Genomic DNA, 13,584 nt, shown 5'->3' with positions numbered 1-13,584 from the left:
CGCTCGTCAGACGTCCAGCTCCGAGGCGACGACGCCTTCGCCCATCACCTTCTTGCGCACGGAAAGCACCTTGTGCTGGCCTTGGCGGCTCAGCAGGAAATTGTGTTTCCACGCGTCTCCGCCGCTATCGGTCACCGTATAGCCGACCACGGTCCAGCCCTGCCGCACGAGGTCGCTCAGGGGTTTGTCGCTCATCTCGCCCTCCCCATCCAGCGGCCGAGGCGCTCGCTCCATACCGCCCGGTCGGCGTCGCGTAGATCACGCGACAGCCCCGCCATCGGCGGCAGGAACCGCACCGCCAGCTGGCCCGCGAGGATCGCGCCGCTCATCCATACCATCGAGCGCAGATTGGCTTCCCAGAAGCCGCGGCCCTCGTCCAGATAACCCAGCCGGTACGCGCCCCGCACCAGGGTCACGCCTGCCAGACCCGGCGCCGCGACAAAGGCGCTGGCCGCGGCGAACTTCAGCCCGCCCATGATGGCGCGCCGCTTCGGCGAAAACACGACCTGCGTCGCGACGGCGAACGCCAGCAGCGCGACGAACCAGATGATGTGCGTGGCGGTCAGGACAGGCTCGACCGCGAAGGCGCTCACCGATCCACTTCTCCGAACACGATATCCAGCGAGCCCAGGATGGCCGAGACGTCCGCCAGCATGTGGCCGCGGTTCATCCAGTCCATGGCCTGCAGCGAGCGGAAGCCCGGGGCCGAGATCTTGACCCGGTACGGCCTGTTGGTGCCGTCGCTGACCAGGTAGATGCCGAACTCGCCCTTGGGCGCCTCGACTGATGCGTAGACCTCGCCCTCGGGCGTGCGGAAGCCCTCGGTGTACAGTTTGAAGTGATGGATCAGCGCTTCCATCGAGCGCTTCATGTCGCCGCGCTTGGGCGGGACGACCTTGTTGTCCTCGGTCATCACCGGCTCGCCGGGGCAGTTGCGCAGTTTGTGGATGCACTGCTCCATGATGTGCACCGACTGCTTCATCTCCTCGACGCGGCACAGGTACCGGTCCCAGCAGTCGCCGTTCTTGCCCACGGCGATGTCGAACTCGAGGTCCGCGTAGCATTCGTAGGGCTGCGACTTGCGCAGGTCCCACGGAATGTCCGAACCGCGCAGCATCACCCCGGTGAAGCCCCAGTCCAGCGCCTGCTGCTTCGACACCACGCCGATGTCGACGTTGCGCTGTTTGAAGATGCGGTTCTCGGTGACCAGGGACTCGATGTCCTTCAGCGCCGCCGGGAATTCGGCGCACCAGCGGCCGATGTCGTCGACCAGGGCGTTGGGCAGGTCCTGATGGACGCCGCCGGGCCGGAAATAGTTGGCGTGCAGACGGGCGCCCGAGGCGCGCTCGTAGAACACCATCAGCTTCTCGCGTTCCTCGAAGCCCCACAGCGGCGGCGTCAGGGCGCCCACGTCCATGGCCTGGGTCGTCACGTTCAGCAGGTGCGAGAGAATGCGGCCGATCTCGGAATACAGCACCCGGATCAGCTGGGCCCGGTAGGGCACGTCCACGCCCAGCAGCTTCTCGATGGCCAGGCAGAAGGCGTGCTCCTGGTTCATCGGCGCGACATAGTCGAGCCGGTCCAGATAGGGCACGTTCTGCAGGTAGGTGCGCGCCTCCATCAGCTTTTCGGTGCCGCGGTGCAGCAGGCCGATGTGCGGATCCACACGGGTGACCAGCTCGCCGTCCAGTTCCAGCACCAGACGCAAAACACCATGCGCGGCAGGGTGTTGCGGGCCGAAATTGATCGTGAACTTGCGGTCGTCCAGCGCCCGGGCGTGGTCGGTCAGGCCGTCGTCGAAGACGTCCGTGGCGCCGATCGGCAGGGGCGGGTTATGTCCGTCAGCCATCAGGCCTTGCTCCCTGCGAGGCCCTGGGCCTTTTCATCGCCCGGCAGGACGGTCGTCGCATATTCCGCGCCTTCCCACGGCGACAGGAAGTCGAAATTGCGGAACTCCTGGGTCAGTTTGACGGGCTCATAGATCACCCGCTTCTGCTCCTCGTCGTACCGGACCTCGACATAGCCGGTCATGGGGAAGTCCTTGCGCAGCGGATGCCCCTGGAAGCCGTAGTCGGTCAGCAGCCGGCGCAGGTCCGGATGCCCCTCGAACAGCATGCCGTACATGTCGAACGCCTCGCGCTCGAACCAGTCGGCGCACGGGAAGACGCCCACGGCGCTGGGCACCGGCTGGACCTCGTCGGTCGTCAGCTTGACCCGCACGCGCGCGTTCCGCGTCATCGACAGCAGGTGATAGACCACCTCGAACCGCTCGGCCCGGTCCGGGAAATCGACCCCGCACAGGTCCAGCAGCTGATGGAAGCCGAACCGGTCCTTCAGCGCCGTCAGCACCGACAGGATGTTGGCCCGCGTGGCGATCAGCGTCAGTTCGCCGAAGGCGATCTGCGCCTCGACGCCCAGTTCGCCGACCATCTCGGCGCCCAGCGGCGTCAGGGCGGTCTCGATCTCCTCGATCCTCGCGAGCGCGTTCATCGGTCGATCGTCCCCGTCCGCCGGATCTTCTTCTGCAGCTGCAGCAGCCCGTACAGCAGCGCCTCCGCCGTCGGCGGGCACCCGGGCACATAGACGTCGACCGGCACGACCCGGTCGCAGCCGCGAACGACGCTGTAGCTGTAGTGGTAGTACCCGCCGCCGTTGGCGCAGCTGCCCATCGACAGCACGTAACGCGGGTCCGGCATCTGGTCGTAGACCTTGCGAAGCGCCGGAGCCATCTTGTTGGTCAGGGTGCCCGCCACGATCATCAGGTCGGACTGGCGCGGGCTGGCGCGCGGGGCCATGCCGAACCGCTCCATGTCGAAGCGCGGCATCGACGCCTGCATCATCTCCACGGCGCAGCAGGCCAGGCCGAACGTCATCCACATCAGCGAGCCCGTCCGGGCCCAGTTGATGACGTCGTCCAGCGAGGTGGTGATGAAGCCGCGCTCGCCGAGCTCGGCGTTCACCGCCTCGAAGAATTTGTCGTGGATGGCCGGATCATAGCCCTCCACCGACGAGCGGGCGCCGGTGTTGAACATGGTGGTGCTCATCGGCCCCGGCAGGCGCGAGGATGCGCCCGGCGCCACGGGCGAACTGCCCTGGTTGCCGACCCCGATCAGCGGGACGGTGTTCGTGGTCGTCACTCCCATTCGAGCGCGCCCTTCTTCCATTCGTAGATGAAGCCGACGGTCAGCACGCCGAGGAAGACCATCATCGACCAGAAGGCGAACACCATGCCCGACTGCGACAGGTCGAACATCGACACCGCCCAGGGGAACAGGAAGGCCACTTCCAGATCGAAGATGATGAAGAGGATCGACACCAGATAGAAGCGGACGTCGAACTTCATCCGCGCGTCGTCGAAGGCGTTGAAGCCGCACTCATAGGCCGACAGCTTCTCCGAGTCGGGGTTCTTCGGGGCCAGGACCCAGGCCGCCAGCATGAAGCCGAGGCCGAGGACCGCCGCGATCCCGAGAAAGATCACGATCGGGAGATATTGAAGAAGGAATGCATTCATCCGGGGGGACCTCGGCCGCCCTTGAAGGGAGGGGCGGATTCGGCGCTTTCTAGCCGCTGAACCGCGCCCGTTCAAACCCCCGTTCAAACCCGTGTGACGAAAGGTTTTTCTTGAGAATGGTTCGCAGGTTTTCCAGCCCGTCCGGCGGCGGCTGAAACGGCGTCCGCGCGATGGAAAAACTCTCCGGACGCCCGCTTTCGTCGCTTGACAGTGCGAGCCGCCCCCGCCTAAACGACGCCCCTCGCCGCGACGCACCTCAGCGCCGCGGCCGGGATACGCGGGTGTAGCTCAGTTGGTTAGAGTGCCGGCCTGTCACGCCGGAGGTCGCGGGTTCGAGTCCCGTCACTCGCGCCACTTCTCCTGACCGGAGAGGTGGCGCGGATCCCCCGCCCCCCATCTTCACAGACAGCCTCCTTACCGCGGTTTCATCCCCGCGCCTCAGTCTTGCCTTTTTCCGCTACAAACGTAACACTACAGATGTAGCAGGAGACTCGCCGGCATGATCGAGACCCTTCCCCGCCGTGAACGCGAGGTGTTCGAGATTCTGTGCCGGCTGGAGCAGGGTACGGCCGCGGCGGTGCGTCAGGCCATGGCCGGCTCGCCCAGCGACTCGGCCGTGCGGACCCTGCTGACCCGGCTGGAGGCCAAGGGCCTCGTTGATCATCACAATGAAGGGGCCGCCTATGTCTACGCCCCCGTCCCCCGTCCGGAGACGGTCGCCGCCGGCGCCCTGAACCGTCTGGTCGACACCTTCTTCGCCGGATCCGCCGCCAGCGCCGCCACCGCCCTGCTCGGCCTGACGAAAAAACTGAAGCCCGACGAGCTGGCCGCTCTGGAGCGCGCGATCGAGAACGCCCGGGAGCGGGGCTCGTGACCGCCGTCATCCTCTCCCTTCTGATCAAGTCCAGCCTCGTCGCAGCCCTGGCCCTGTCCGCCGTCTGGTTGCTGGGCGGACGATCACCGGCCGAGCGCGTGACGCTGCTGCGCGCCGCCGTCGTTCTGCTGCTCGCCCTGCCCTTCATCGCCCTGCTCGGCCCCGACCTGACCATCTGGCTGGCCGCAGCGCCCGTCGCGGCGCCCGCCGGGACCTTCAGCCTTCCGGCCGCCGGAAGCGCCGCCGCCGCGCCGACCTTCACCCTGCCCGCCGTCTCGACATGGCTCGCCCTCGCCTGGGCCTCCGGCGCGGTCGCCCTCGTCGTCCGTTTCGGCCTCGGCGTGCTGACGCTAGCCCGCTGGACCCGGAGCGGCGACCTTGTTTCCGATCCCGCCTGGACCGCGGCGCTGGCCCGGCTGGCCGGCGGTTCCGCCCCGCGCCTGCTGGCGTCCGGCCGCGTCGCCTCGCCGCTGAGCTGGGGCGTCCCGCCGGGCGTGGTCCTGATCGGTGCCGCCCAGTTGAACCAGCCGCGCGACGCCGAGGCGGTGCTGGCCCACGAGCTCGCCCACATCCGCCGCCGCGACTGGCTGTTCCTGGCCCTGTCCCGCGTCGCTGTGGCCCTGTTCTGGTTCAATCCGCTGGTCTGGCTGCTGCAGGCCGAGCTCGGACGCCTGTCCGAGGAGGCCGCCGACGCCGACGCCCTGCGCCATGTCGAACCTGAGGCCTACGCCCGCACCCTGCTGGGCATGGCCGCCGACTTCACCCCCGGGGCCGCCACCGGCATGACCGGTCCGGCCCGTTCCCTCGCGAAAAGGATCACCAAGGTCATGACCCAACGCCGTCCCGCCTCGCCCCGTCCCGTCGCCATGATGATCGCCGTCGGCGCCCTGCTGGCCGTCGCCACGCCGCTGGCCGCGGTCGAGCTGTCCACGCGGGACGAGCCCGTCGCCCCGCGCGCGCCGTTCGCGGCCCTGGCCCCGGCGGCTCCGGTCGCTCCCCTCGCACCGGCCGCGCTCGCGGCTCTGGCTCCGCTCCAGGCGCCGGCCGCTCCACCGGCTCCGCCCGCGCCGCCTGAGCCGCCCGCGGCTCCGCAGGCCCCCGAATACCAGGGGGGCTACATCTACAACTCGACCGCGCAGCTCACCGATGAACAGCGCGCCGCCGTGGCCGCCGCGCGCGAATCCGCCGCCCACGCCCGTGTCATGGCCCGGGAGGCGCGGGCTCACGCCGCGGAAGCCCGGACCGTGGCGCGGACCAACGCCCGCATGGCGCGCCAGGCCGAACGCGCCGCCGGTCACTCCCGGGTCATGGCCGAGCACACAGCCCGCGCCCGCGTCAACGCCGAGGAGGCGCGAACCCTGGCCGCCCGTCACATGGCCGAGGCCCGGGCGCAGATGCGCGAAGGCGCGGAGCAGATGGTCGAAGGCGCCCGCAACATGCGCGAGGAGGCCCGCAAGCTGCGCGACCCGGCCTACCGCGCCGAACAGATCGAACGCGCCCGCGAGCGGGGGCAGACGGTCACTGACCAGCAGCTTCTGGATGCCATCCCGAAAATGGAAGATGGCGCGGACCGTATGGAAGCCGGCGCGGCGCGGATGCGGGCGCAGGGCGTCGACCCGAGCTGACGCCCATTCAAACCCCGGCGGCGGGGCCGAAGCCGGGCCCCGCCCTCGCGGGAACGCTGGCTGACGAGGGCGCGGGGGGGGGCATGCCCCCGGCCTTGCGGGATTGAATGCCCTACGGCGCCCGGCCCGCCACCAGCACGTTCTGCACGCGCCGGCCCATCGGATCGCGCGAGTGCCAGGTCTCGCCGACCGAGGCTTCGATCAAGGTGGTGCAGAAGCGCGGCACCAGCATATAGGGCCGGATGTTGGTCAGGCAGACCCGGTCCCCGCTCACCGACCAGCGCGCCGCCAGCCGCCGGCCGTCCGAAAACTGGGCCGAATAGCTGCCGTCCGGATTGAACCAGTGCTTGACCCAGCCGCCGTCCGGGTAACGCGACACCACCGTATTGCCGAAGGCGGAATTCATGTCGGCCCGAACGGAGCCGGTCATCAGCCATGCGACCGCGACAGTTACGACGCCGAGCGTACGCAGCATGCTTGTCCCTCAATCAGCCCTTCCCGGCGCGGACTATTAACAAACGTTCAGACATTGCCAAGCCCGGCCTCCGCCGGCACACGAATAGTTGACTCTGGCGGGGGGACTTCTATATCCGGCGCACGTTCGGGACAGGACTGGCGAATCCGCGCCGCCCGCTCGCCCAGAGATTCAGGGCGGTTCCGCGACATCGCACGACGGCCCGATGCGCGGGGCGTCCTTATCCAGTCCCAAGGACCCATGACCGAATTCTCCCAGCTGGGCCTCTCGCCCACGACTCTCAAGGCCGTCGCCGACACCGGCTACACCACCGCCACCCCCATCCAGGCCTCCGCCATCCCGGTCGCCCTCGCGGGCCGCGACGTGCTCGGCATCGCCCAGACCGGCACCGGCAAGACCGCCGCCTTCACCCTGCCGATGATCGACCGGCTGTCGTCGGGCCGGGCCAAGGCCCGCATGCCGCGCGCCCTCGTCCTGGCCCCGACCCGCGAACTGGCCGACCAGGTCGCCTCGTCGTTCGAGAAATACGCCAAGGGCACCAAGCTGAGCTGGGCCCTGCTGATCGGCGGCGTCTCCATGGGCGACCAGGTGACCCTGCTGAACAAGGGCGTCGACGTCCTGATCGCCACGCCCGGCCGTCTGCTGGACCTGTTCGAGCGCGGCAAGGTCATGCTGAACGGCGTCGAGATCATGGTCATCGACGAAGCCGACCGCATGCTCGACATGGGCTTCATCCCCGACATCGAGCGCATCTTCAAACTGACGCCGCCGCGCCGCCAGACCCTGTTCTTCTCGGCCACCATGCCGCCCGAGATCACCCGGCTGACGACCCAGTTCCTCAAGGACCCGACCCGGCTGGAGGCCTCGCGCCCCGCCATGACGGCCGAGACCATCACCCAGTATCTGGTCCGCATCCCGTCGAGCGATCCCAAGGCCAAGCGCGCCGCCCTGCGCGCCCTGATCGGCCGCGCCGACGTCCGCAACGGCATCGTCTTCTGCAATCGCAAATCCGAAGTCGACGTCGTCGCCAAGTCGCTGAAGCAACACGGCTTCGACGCCGCGCCGATCCACGGCGACCTCGACCAGTCGCTGCGGATGAAGACCCTCGCCGCCTTCCGCTCGGGCGAGCTGAAGCTGCTGGTGGCCTCCGACGTCGCCGCGCGCGGCCTCGACATCCCCGACGTCAGCCACGTCTTCAACTACGACGTCTCGCACCACGCCGACGACTACGTCCACCGCATCGGCCGCACCGGCCGCGCGGGCAAGCTGGGCCAGACCTTCATGATCGTGACGCCGGCGGATGACCGCTCGCTCGACAAGGTCCTGAAGCTGATCAAGATGGACCCGCAGGAACTGGTGCTGGACGGCCTCGACTTCGCCCCCGGCAAGGCCCCGCCAGCGGCCCGTGATGGCGACCGCGCCGAAAAGCCCGCCCGTGGCCGCGGCCGCGGGGCTCGCGGCGAGCCGAGGGCGGACGCCGCTCCCGTCGTCCAGGCCGAACCGTCCACTCCGGTTGAAGCCGTCGCGGCGGTCGAGGCTGCCGTCGAACCCGCCGCCGAATCCGCTGCGCCCGCGCCGGCCGCCCGTCGCTCGCGCAGCCGCCGCAGCGCCAGACCGGCGGCTTCGGCTGTCGAGACCGCCGCCGCTGCGCCCGAGCGCAAACCCACCGAAAACGCGCCCGTCGCCGCCGCCGCTCCGACGCCGGCAAGCCCGGCGGCGGACCGTCCGGTGCAGGAAACCCACCTGCGTCAGTCCGACCGTCGCGGCGACCGCGCCGACGCTCAGCCGGAACGCTCGAACGGCCGTCCGTTCGGCGAGGGCGACGTGCCCGCCTTCCTGCGCCGGCCCGTCTCGATCAAGGCCTGACGCCTCGTCCGGGCCCGGACCGGGCGGCGGTTTAACCCGACGTTACGAACCCCCGGCCTAGCTTCACGGCGCAGGATCGCCGCGGGGGCTTGAGTCTGGGGAATCGCGAATGACGGCCAAGGTCGAAACCACCCTGCGCAGTCCGCAAGCCTACGGGCTGGCGCGCAAGGTCGTCGACGCGATGGAAGCCGCCCGCGTCTGGCCCACGCCGCTGAATTTCGAACTCTGGACCCACGCGCTCGGCGAACCCGAGAGCGTCCTCGCCGTGGAAATCCAGCGCATGACCGCGGCGGGCGAGCCCTTCACCGAGGCCGTCACCGAGGGTCTGGCGGCGGAACACCTGCCCCGCGGCCGCCTGACCGAGCAGATCCGCGACGCCGGCCTGGTGCTGGACCGCGAACTGTCCAGCGTCTCCAGCGTCATCGCCGAGGCGCACCGGTCCCAGGCCGCCTATGGCCAGACCCTGGACCAGGCCGCCACCAGCATCGAGGCCGCCGCTGACGGGGACGGCCTCCAGACCATCGTCTCCGGCCTGACGAGCGCCACTCGCCAGGCCCAGCATGAGACCGAGTCGCTCGAGAAGAAGCTGGAGGTCTCCACCCAGGAGATCATCCGCCTGCGCCACCACCTGGAATTGGTGCGCCGCGACGCCATGACCGACGCCCTGACCGATCTGGCCAACCGCAAGGCCTTCGACGAGCAGCTGGCCGCCGCCTGCGATCACGCCGAGACCGAGGGCGCCGCCCTGACCCTGGCCGTGATCGACATCGATCACTTCAAGCGTTTCAACGACACCTGGGGCCACCAGACCGGCGACCAGGTCCTGCGCTATGTCGCCAGCGTCCTGGCCCGCGTCGCCGCCAATCCCCGGTTCGCCGCCCGCTACGGCGGCGAGGAGTTCGCCCTCATCTTCCCCTATGAGAGCGTGGCCATGGTCGAGGTCGCTCTGGAGAGGATGCGCACCGAGATCGCCTCGCGGGCGCTGCGCCGCCGCTCCACGAACGACGACCTGGGCGCCGTGACCGTGTCGGCCGGGTTCGCGGTCCGGCGGCGGGGCGAAACCGCCTCGGCCTTCCTCGAGCGCGCCGACGCCGCCCTCTATGCGTCCAAGCGCGGCGGCCGCAACCGGGTCTCCTCCGCCGAACGCCCGCCCAGGGCCGCCTGAGCCCTTCCTCCCCGGGCAATTCGCGCCATAGTCGCCGGATGCGCAGTCTCGCCTTCAACATCGCCTACTGGCTCCTGTCGATCGTCTACGCCTCGGCCGCGGCCTTCGCCGCCCTGGCCCCCGGTCGCGGCGCCACCAGCTGGATCATCCGCCGCTATGTGAAGCGCATGGTCCAGGCCATGCGGCTGCTGGCCGGCATCCGCCTGCAGGTGCGCGGCCGCGAGCGTCTTCCGACGGGGGCCTTCATCATCGCCTCCAAGCACCAGAGTTGGGGCGACGGCTTCGCGACCTACGACCAGTTCGACGACCTCGCCTTCGTCACCGGCGACCATCTGGAGAAATTCCCCCTGCTGGGCACGGTGCTGCGCAAGCTGGGGGCCATCGTCGTCAACAACTGCGGCGGCCGCGAAGCCCGCGAGGCGCTGAAGCACCGCTCGGCCGACGCCCACGCCGCGGGCCGCAGGATATTGATCTATCCCGAGGGCAATCTGGCGAAGGTGGGAGAGAAGTTCCGCTACCGATCGGGCGTCTGGCACATGTACCGCGACTTCGACATGCCGGTCGTTCCCCTGGCCACCAACCTCGGCCTGTTCTGGCCGCAGGAGCAATTCCGCAAGACCCCGGGGACGGCGACGCTGGAGTTCCTCGAGCCCATCCCGACGGGATTGGACAAGGACGACTTCCTCGCCCGGCTTGAAGCCGCCGTCGAAGGCAGGACCGCGGAACTGATCGCCGAGGCGACCGGCCGGCCCGCTGCGCCGGCGGTCCAGGTGCCCGCGCCCGATGAGGTGGCCAGGGCGGCGAAGCTGGCGGCGGCTACGACTTAGGTTTGGGCTTGCGCGGCTTCCTGGCCGCAGCCTTCCGCAGGGCGGCGTCGATCGATTGCCGGGCCCAGTCGACGGCCTCGTCCGCATCGTCCAGCGCGCTCTCCGGCAGCGACCAGTAGGCCATCGCCATCCGCTTCCCGTCCTTGGTCGGATAGGTGAACTGCCGAGCCCCCGCGGCCTCGAGAAGCGGCGCATTGACCTCATCGGCCTTCAGCCAGACGATTCCGTCGTCCAGCAGGGCGAAGATCAGGGCGTGGGAATAGACGGCGGCTCCGCCGAACATCCGCTTGATCTCGATCGGGCCCAAGCCGGCGAAATGCTCGCGCACCCACTCGCCAAAGTCCGGATCATAGGCCATCCGTCAGGCCGCCGGGATGACCGCGCCGTCGTATCGGGCGGCGATGAAGTCCTTGACGGCCTGGCTGCGCAGCATGGCCGCCAGCGCCGCGATGCGCGGATCGGTCCGGTTGTCGGGCCGCGCCACCAGATAGTTCACATAGGGGCTGTCCGCGCCCTCCAGGGCCAGGGCGTCCGTCTTCGGCTTGAGCCCTGCGTCCAGCGCGTAGTTGGTGTTGATCACCGCCATGTCGACCTGGTCCAGCACGCGCGGCAGGGTCGCCGATTCCAGCTCGCGGAAGCGCAGATTGCGGGGGTTGTCGGCGATGTCGCGCAGGGTCTGCAGCGGGTTGGCCGGGTCCTTGAGCCGGATCAGACCCGCCTTCTGCAGCAGGATCAGCGAGCGCCCGATCGAGGAGGCGTCGTTCGGCACCGCCACCTCGGCCCCGTTCGGCAACTGGTCCAGAGACCGGAAGCGGCGCGAATAGGCGCCCAGCGGCTCGACGTGCACGCCGGCGACGGTCACCAGATCGGCCCCGCGCGAGGCGTTGAACTCGTCCAGGTAGGGCTTGGTCTGGAAATAGTTCACGTCCAGCCGGCGCTCCATCAGCTGGGTGTTGGGCTGGACGTAGTCATTGAACACCTTGATCTCGATCTGCAGTCCTTCGGCGGCCAGCAGCGGCTTGATGTGCTCCAGGATCTCCGCGTGCGGCACGGCCGTGGCGCCGACGATCAGCGGCGCATCGGCGTCCGCCTTCTTCGGGCCCCCCTGCCCGCAGGCGGCGAGCACCAGCGAGGCGGCGGCGAGGGACAGGAGCGAGCGGCGGATCATGGGCGGGCCTTTCGGGGGAGCGATCAGCGGTGGGAAACGGAGGCGACCAGTCGGTCGCCCAGCATCTGGAGAAGCTGCACCAGCAGCAGCAGAAGGACGACGGTGACCACCATGACATCGGTCTGGAACCGCTGGTAGCCGAAGCGGATGGCCAGGTCCCCCAGCCCGCCCGCGCCGACGACGCCGGCCATGGCGGTGTAGGACACCAGGGCGATGGCGGTCACGGTCGCCCCGGCGAGGATGCCGGGCATGGCCTCTGGCAGCAGGGCGCGGGTCACGATCTGCCAGGTCGTGCCGCCCATGGCCTGGGTCGCCTCGACCACCCCCTTGTCGACCTCGCGCAGGGCCGTCTCGACCAGGCGCGCATAGAAGGGCGCGGCGCCCACGACCAGCGGCGGAATGGCGCCGGCCACGCCCAGCGACGTCCCGACCAGCAGCACCGTCACCGGCAGCATGACGATCAGCAGGATGATGAAGGGCACCGAGCGCAGGATGTTGACGATCAGCGACAGCACGGCGTTCAGCACCGGATTGGCCGCCAGCCGCCCCTTGCCCGACAGGTAGAGCAGAACCCCCAGAGGGATGCCGAACAGCACGGTCAGGGCCATCGAGCCGCCGAGCATCAGCAGGGTGTCGCGCGTCGCCCGGGCGATCTCGGGCCAGTCGATGTTGGCGAAGAAGGCTTCCATCAGGCGGCCTCCACCCGAACGCCACGTGCGGTCAGCTGGGCCACTGCGGCCTCCGCATCGCCGCCCGTGAAGGCCACGACAAGCTGGCCGTAGGGCTCGCCGCGGATACGGCTGATCCGTCCCGACAGGATCGAATAGTCCACGCCCACCGACCGCGCGACGCGGCTCAGTTCGGGCTCATAGGTCGAGCCGCCCCGGAAGGTCAGCTTGGCCAGCCGTCCGCCCGGCGGCACGTCGGCGGTCTCGAACCCGTCCTCGCCCTCGGCCAGCATTGCGCGGGTCGCGGCGTGCTGCGGATGCAGGAAGACGTCGGCCGTCGCCCCCTCCTCCACCACCCGCCCGTCCTTCAGCACGGCCACCCGGTCGCAGACGCGGCGCACCACCTCCATCTGGTGGGTGATGAGCACAATGGTCAGGCCGAGCTCCCGATTCAGCTGATCCAGCAGGGTCAGGATTTCGTCCGTCGTCTCGGGATCCAGCGCGCTGGTCGCCTCGTCGCACAGCAGCACGCCCGGCTCGCAGGCCAAGGCCCTGGCAATGCCGACCCGCTGCTTCTGCCCGCCCGACAACTGCGCGGGATGTTTCCGCGCGTGCTCTGACAGGCCCAGCTGCTCCAGCAGATCGACCACGCGCCGGTCAACCTCGGCCGCCGGCCGGCCCTCAAGCTGAAGTGGGAAGGCCACGTTCTCCGCGATCGTCTTCGCGTTCAACAGGTTGAAATGCTGGAAAATCATCCCGATCCGCCGCCGCGCCGCGCGCAGCTCGGCCGGGTTCAGGGCGGTCATCTCCCGTCCGTCCACCGTCACCCGCCCGGCGTCGGGGCGTTCCAGCAGGTTGATGGTGCGAATCAATGTTGATTTTCCGGCGCCCGACCGCCCGACCACGCCGAACACCTGCCCCGGCGCGACCGTCAGATCGACCGCGTCCAGCGCCACGCGCTCGCCCGCCGCGCTCCGGAAGCGCTTCGTAACCCCTTCAAGCCGGATCATCAGTCGGCTTCCGGCGCCTTGGCGGGAATTATGGTGACGCTCTCGCCACAGCCGCACGCATCCGTCTGGTTCGGGTTCCTGAACACGAATTTCGAGGCTAGTTTCGTGGTCTCGTAGTCGATCTCCGACCCGATCAGGAACAGGATCGCCTTGGTGTCCACGATGATGGTCGCACCCTTGTCGGTCACAACCTCGTCCAGCGGGCCGATCTCGTCAGCCAAGGCGAAGGTATATTCCTGGCCCGCGCATCCGGCATTCTTCAGACCGACGCGCAGCGCCTTGTGCCCGCCAGCCTCTGTCAGCGCGCGCACCCGCTCGGCCGCCGCGTCGGTCAGGGTGACGACAGCGGGGCGCGGACGGCGGGGACGGGTCGTGGTCTGAAGCTCGGTCATCGA

General features: G+C 69.2%; 17 protein-coding genes and 1 tRNA gene. 6 read left to right on the top strand and 12 right to left on the bottom strand.

What is annotated here, in order from left to right:
- Window positions 1-6 precede the first annotated feature (6 nt).
- Genes ASD59_RS05250 through ASD59_RS05225 form a run of 6 tightly spaced genes read right to left on the bottom strand, consistent with a single transcriptional unit; the run spans window position 7 to window position 3,511 of the window.
- Window positions 7-195: a hypothetical protein gene (locus tag ASD59_RS05250; RefSeq protein ID WP_055829273.1), complete on the bottom strand. Its 189-nt coding sequence runs from the start codon at window positions 193-195 to the stop codon at window positions 7-9.
- Entirely contained in the window at window positions 192-593 is a 402-nt protein-coding gene (locus tag ASD59_RS05245) for a hypothetical protein (protein ID WP_055829270.1), read from the bottom strand. The genes ASD59_RS05250 and ASD59_RS05245 overlap by 4 nt, the downstream gene beginning before the upstream one ends.
- Window positions 590-1,849 (bottom strand): NADH-quinone oxidoreductase subunit D, encoded by a 1,260-nt coding sequence (locus ASD59_RS05240; protein WP_055829267.1) that lies wholly within the window; start codon window positions 1,847-1,849, stop codon window positions 590-592. Before ASD59_RS05240 ends, ASD59_RS05245 begins: the two co-directional genes overlap by 4 nt.
- Window positions 1,849-2,463: an NADH-quinone oxidoreductase subunit C gene (locus ASD59_RS05235; protein ID WP_442854275.1), complete on the bottom strand. Its 615-nt coding sequence runs from the start codon at window positions 2,461-2,463 to the stop codon at window positions 1,849-1,851. Before ASD59_RS05235 ends, ASD59_RS05240 begins: the two co-directional genes overlap by 1 nt.
- Before the next feature lie 23 nt (window positions 2,464-2,486).
- Window positions 2,487-3,164, bottom strand: coding sequence for a NuoB/complex I 20 kDa subunit family protein (locus ASD59_RS05230; protein ID WP_442854273.1), 678 nt, complete (start codon window positions 3,162-3,164; stop codon window positions 2,487-2,489).
- On the bottom strand, window positions 3,134-3,511 hold the full coding sequence (locus ASD59_RS05225) for an NADH-quinone oxidoreductase subunit A (protein WP_055829261.1): 378 nt from the start codon (window positions 3,509-3,511) through the stop codon (window positions 3,134-3,136). The genes ASD59_RS05230 and ASD59_RS05225 overlap by 31 nt, the downstream gene beginning before the upstream one ends.
- A 277-nt stretch (window positions 3,512-3,788) precedes the next feature.
- Between ASD59_RS05225 and ASD59_RS05220 the strand changes: the two genes are divergently transcribed.
- The 3 genes from ASD59_RS05220 to ASD59_RS05210 all read left to right on the top strand — a co-directional run bounded on the left by ASD59_RS05220 (window position 3,789) and on the right by ASD59_RS05210 (window position 6,010).
- Window positions 3,789-3,865: transfer RNA gene (locus ASD59_RS05220), tRNA-Asp, on the top strand.
- A 145-nt stretch (window positions 3,866-4,010) separates the two neighbouring features.
- Entirely contained in the window at window positions 4,011-4,385 is a 375-nt protein-coding gene (locus ASD59_RS05215; RefSeq protein ID WP_055829258.1) for a BlaI/MecI/CopY family transcriptional regulator, read from the top strand.
- Complete coding sequence (locus ASD59_RS05210; RefSeq protein WP_055829255.1) at window positions 4,382-6,010, top strand: M56 family metallopeptidase; 1,629 nt, start codon at window positions 4,382-4,384, stop codon at window positions 6,008-6,010. Before ASD59_RS05215 ends, ASD59_RS05210 begins: the two co-directional genes overlap by 4 nt.
- Window positions 6,011-6,122: 112 nt before the next feature.
- Here ASD59_RS05210 and ASD59_RS05205 read toward each other — a convergent pair whose 3' ends face one another.
- Window positions 6,123-6,485: a hypothetical protein gene (locus tag ASD59_RS05205; protein ID WP_055829253.1), complete on the bottom strand. Its 363-nt coding sequence runs from the start codon at window positions 6,483-6,485 to the stop codon at window positions 6,123-6,125.
- Window positions 6,486-6,725: 240 nt separating this feature from the next.
- On the opposite strand from ASD59_RS05205, the gene ASD59_RS05200 reads away from it, so the two are divergent.
- From ASD59_RS05200 to ASD59_RS05190, 3 genes are all read left to right on the top strand, one after another.
- On the top strand, window positions 6,726-8,351 hold the full coding sequence (locus tag ASD59_RS05200; RefSeq protein WP_055829250.1) for a DEAD/DEAH box helicase: 1,626 nt from the start codon (window positions 6,726-6,728) through the stop codon (window positions 8,349-8,351).
- A gap of 109 nt (window positions 8,352-8,460) precedes the next feature.
- Window positions 8,461-9,516, top strand: coding sequence for a GGDEF domain-containing protein (locus ASD59_RS05195; RefSeq protein WP_055829248.1), 1,056 nt, complete (start codon window positions 8,461-8,463; stop codon window positions 9,514-9,516).
- 38 nt (window positions 9,517-9,554) lie between these two features.
- Window positions 9,555-10,343, top strand: a complete 789-nt coding sequence (locus tag ASD59_RS05190) for a lysophospholipid acyltransferase family protein (protein WP_055829245.1) — start codon at window positions 9,555-9,557, stop codon at window positions 10,341-10,343.
- On the opposite strand, the gene ASD59_RS05185 is transcribed toward ASD59_RS05190, so the two are convergent.
- From ASD59_RS05185 to ASD59_RS05165, 5 genes are read right to left on the bottom strand one after another with little or no spacing between them, the layout of a single operon-like run.
- Window positions 10,333-10,701: a TfoX/Sxy family protein gene (locus ASD59_RS05185; protein ID WP_055829242.1), complete on the bottom strand. Its 369-nt coding sequence runs from the start codon at window positions 10,699-10,701 to the stop codon at window positions 10,333-10,335. The two genes, ASD59_RS05190 and ASD59_RS05185, sit on opposite strands and share 11 nt — an antisense overlap.
- Before the next feature lie 3 nt (window positions 10,702-10,704).
- A complete protein-coding gene (locus ASD59_RS05180) occupies window positions 10,705-11,511 on the bottom strand; it encodes a MetQ/NlpA family ABC transporter substrate-binding protein (RefSeq protein WP_055829239.1) in 807 nt (268 codons plus the stop codon).
- Window positions 11,512-11,534: 23 nt separating this feature from the next.
- A complete protein-coding gene (locus tag ASD59_RS05175; protein WP_055829237.1) occupies window positions 11,535-12,200 on the bottom strand; it encodes a methionine ABC transporter permease in 666 nt (221 codons plus the stop codon).
- Entirely contained in the window at window positions 12,200-13,189 is a 990-nt protein-coding gene (locus ASD59_RS05170; RefSeq protein WP_055829234.1) for a methionine ABC transporter ATP-binding protein, read from the bottom strand. The genes ASD59_RS05175 and ASD59_RS05170 overlap by 1 nt, the downstream gene beginning before the upstream one ends.
- On the bottom strand, window positions 13,189-13,581 hold the full coding sequence (locus ASD59_RS05165) for a HesB/IscA family protein (RefSeq protein WP_055829753.1): 393 nt from the start codon (window positions 13,579-13,581) through the stop codon (window positions 13,189-13,191). The genes ASD59_RS05170 and ASD59_RS05165 overlap by 1 nt, the downstream gene beginning before the upstream one ends.
- Window positions 13,582-13,584: the final 3 nt, after the last annotated feature.

The sequence above is a fragment of the Brevundimonas sp. Root608 genome (genome assembly GCF_001427825.1).
GTDB lineage: Bacteria > Pseudomonadota > Alphaproteobacteria > Caulobacterales > Caulobacteraceae > Brevundimonas.
The sequence above is the reverse complement of the archived record's forward strand: the minus strand, read 5'-3'. Positions and strand labels throughout refer to the sequence as shown.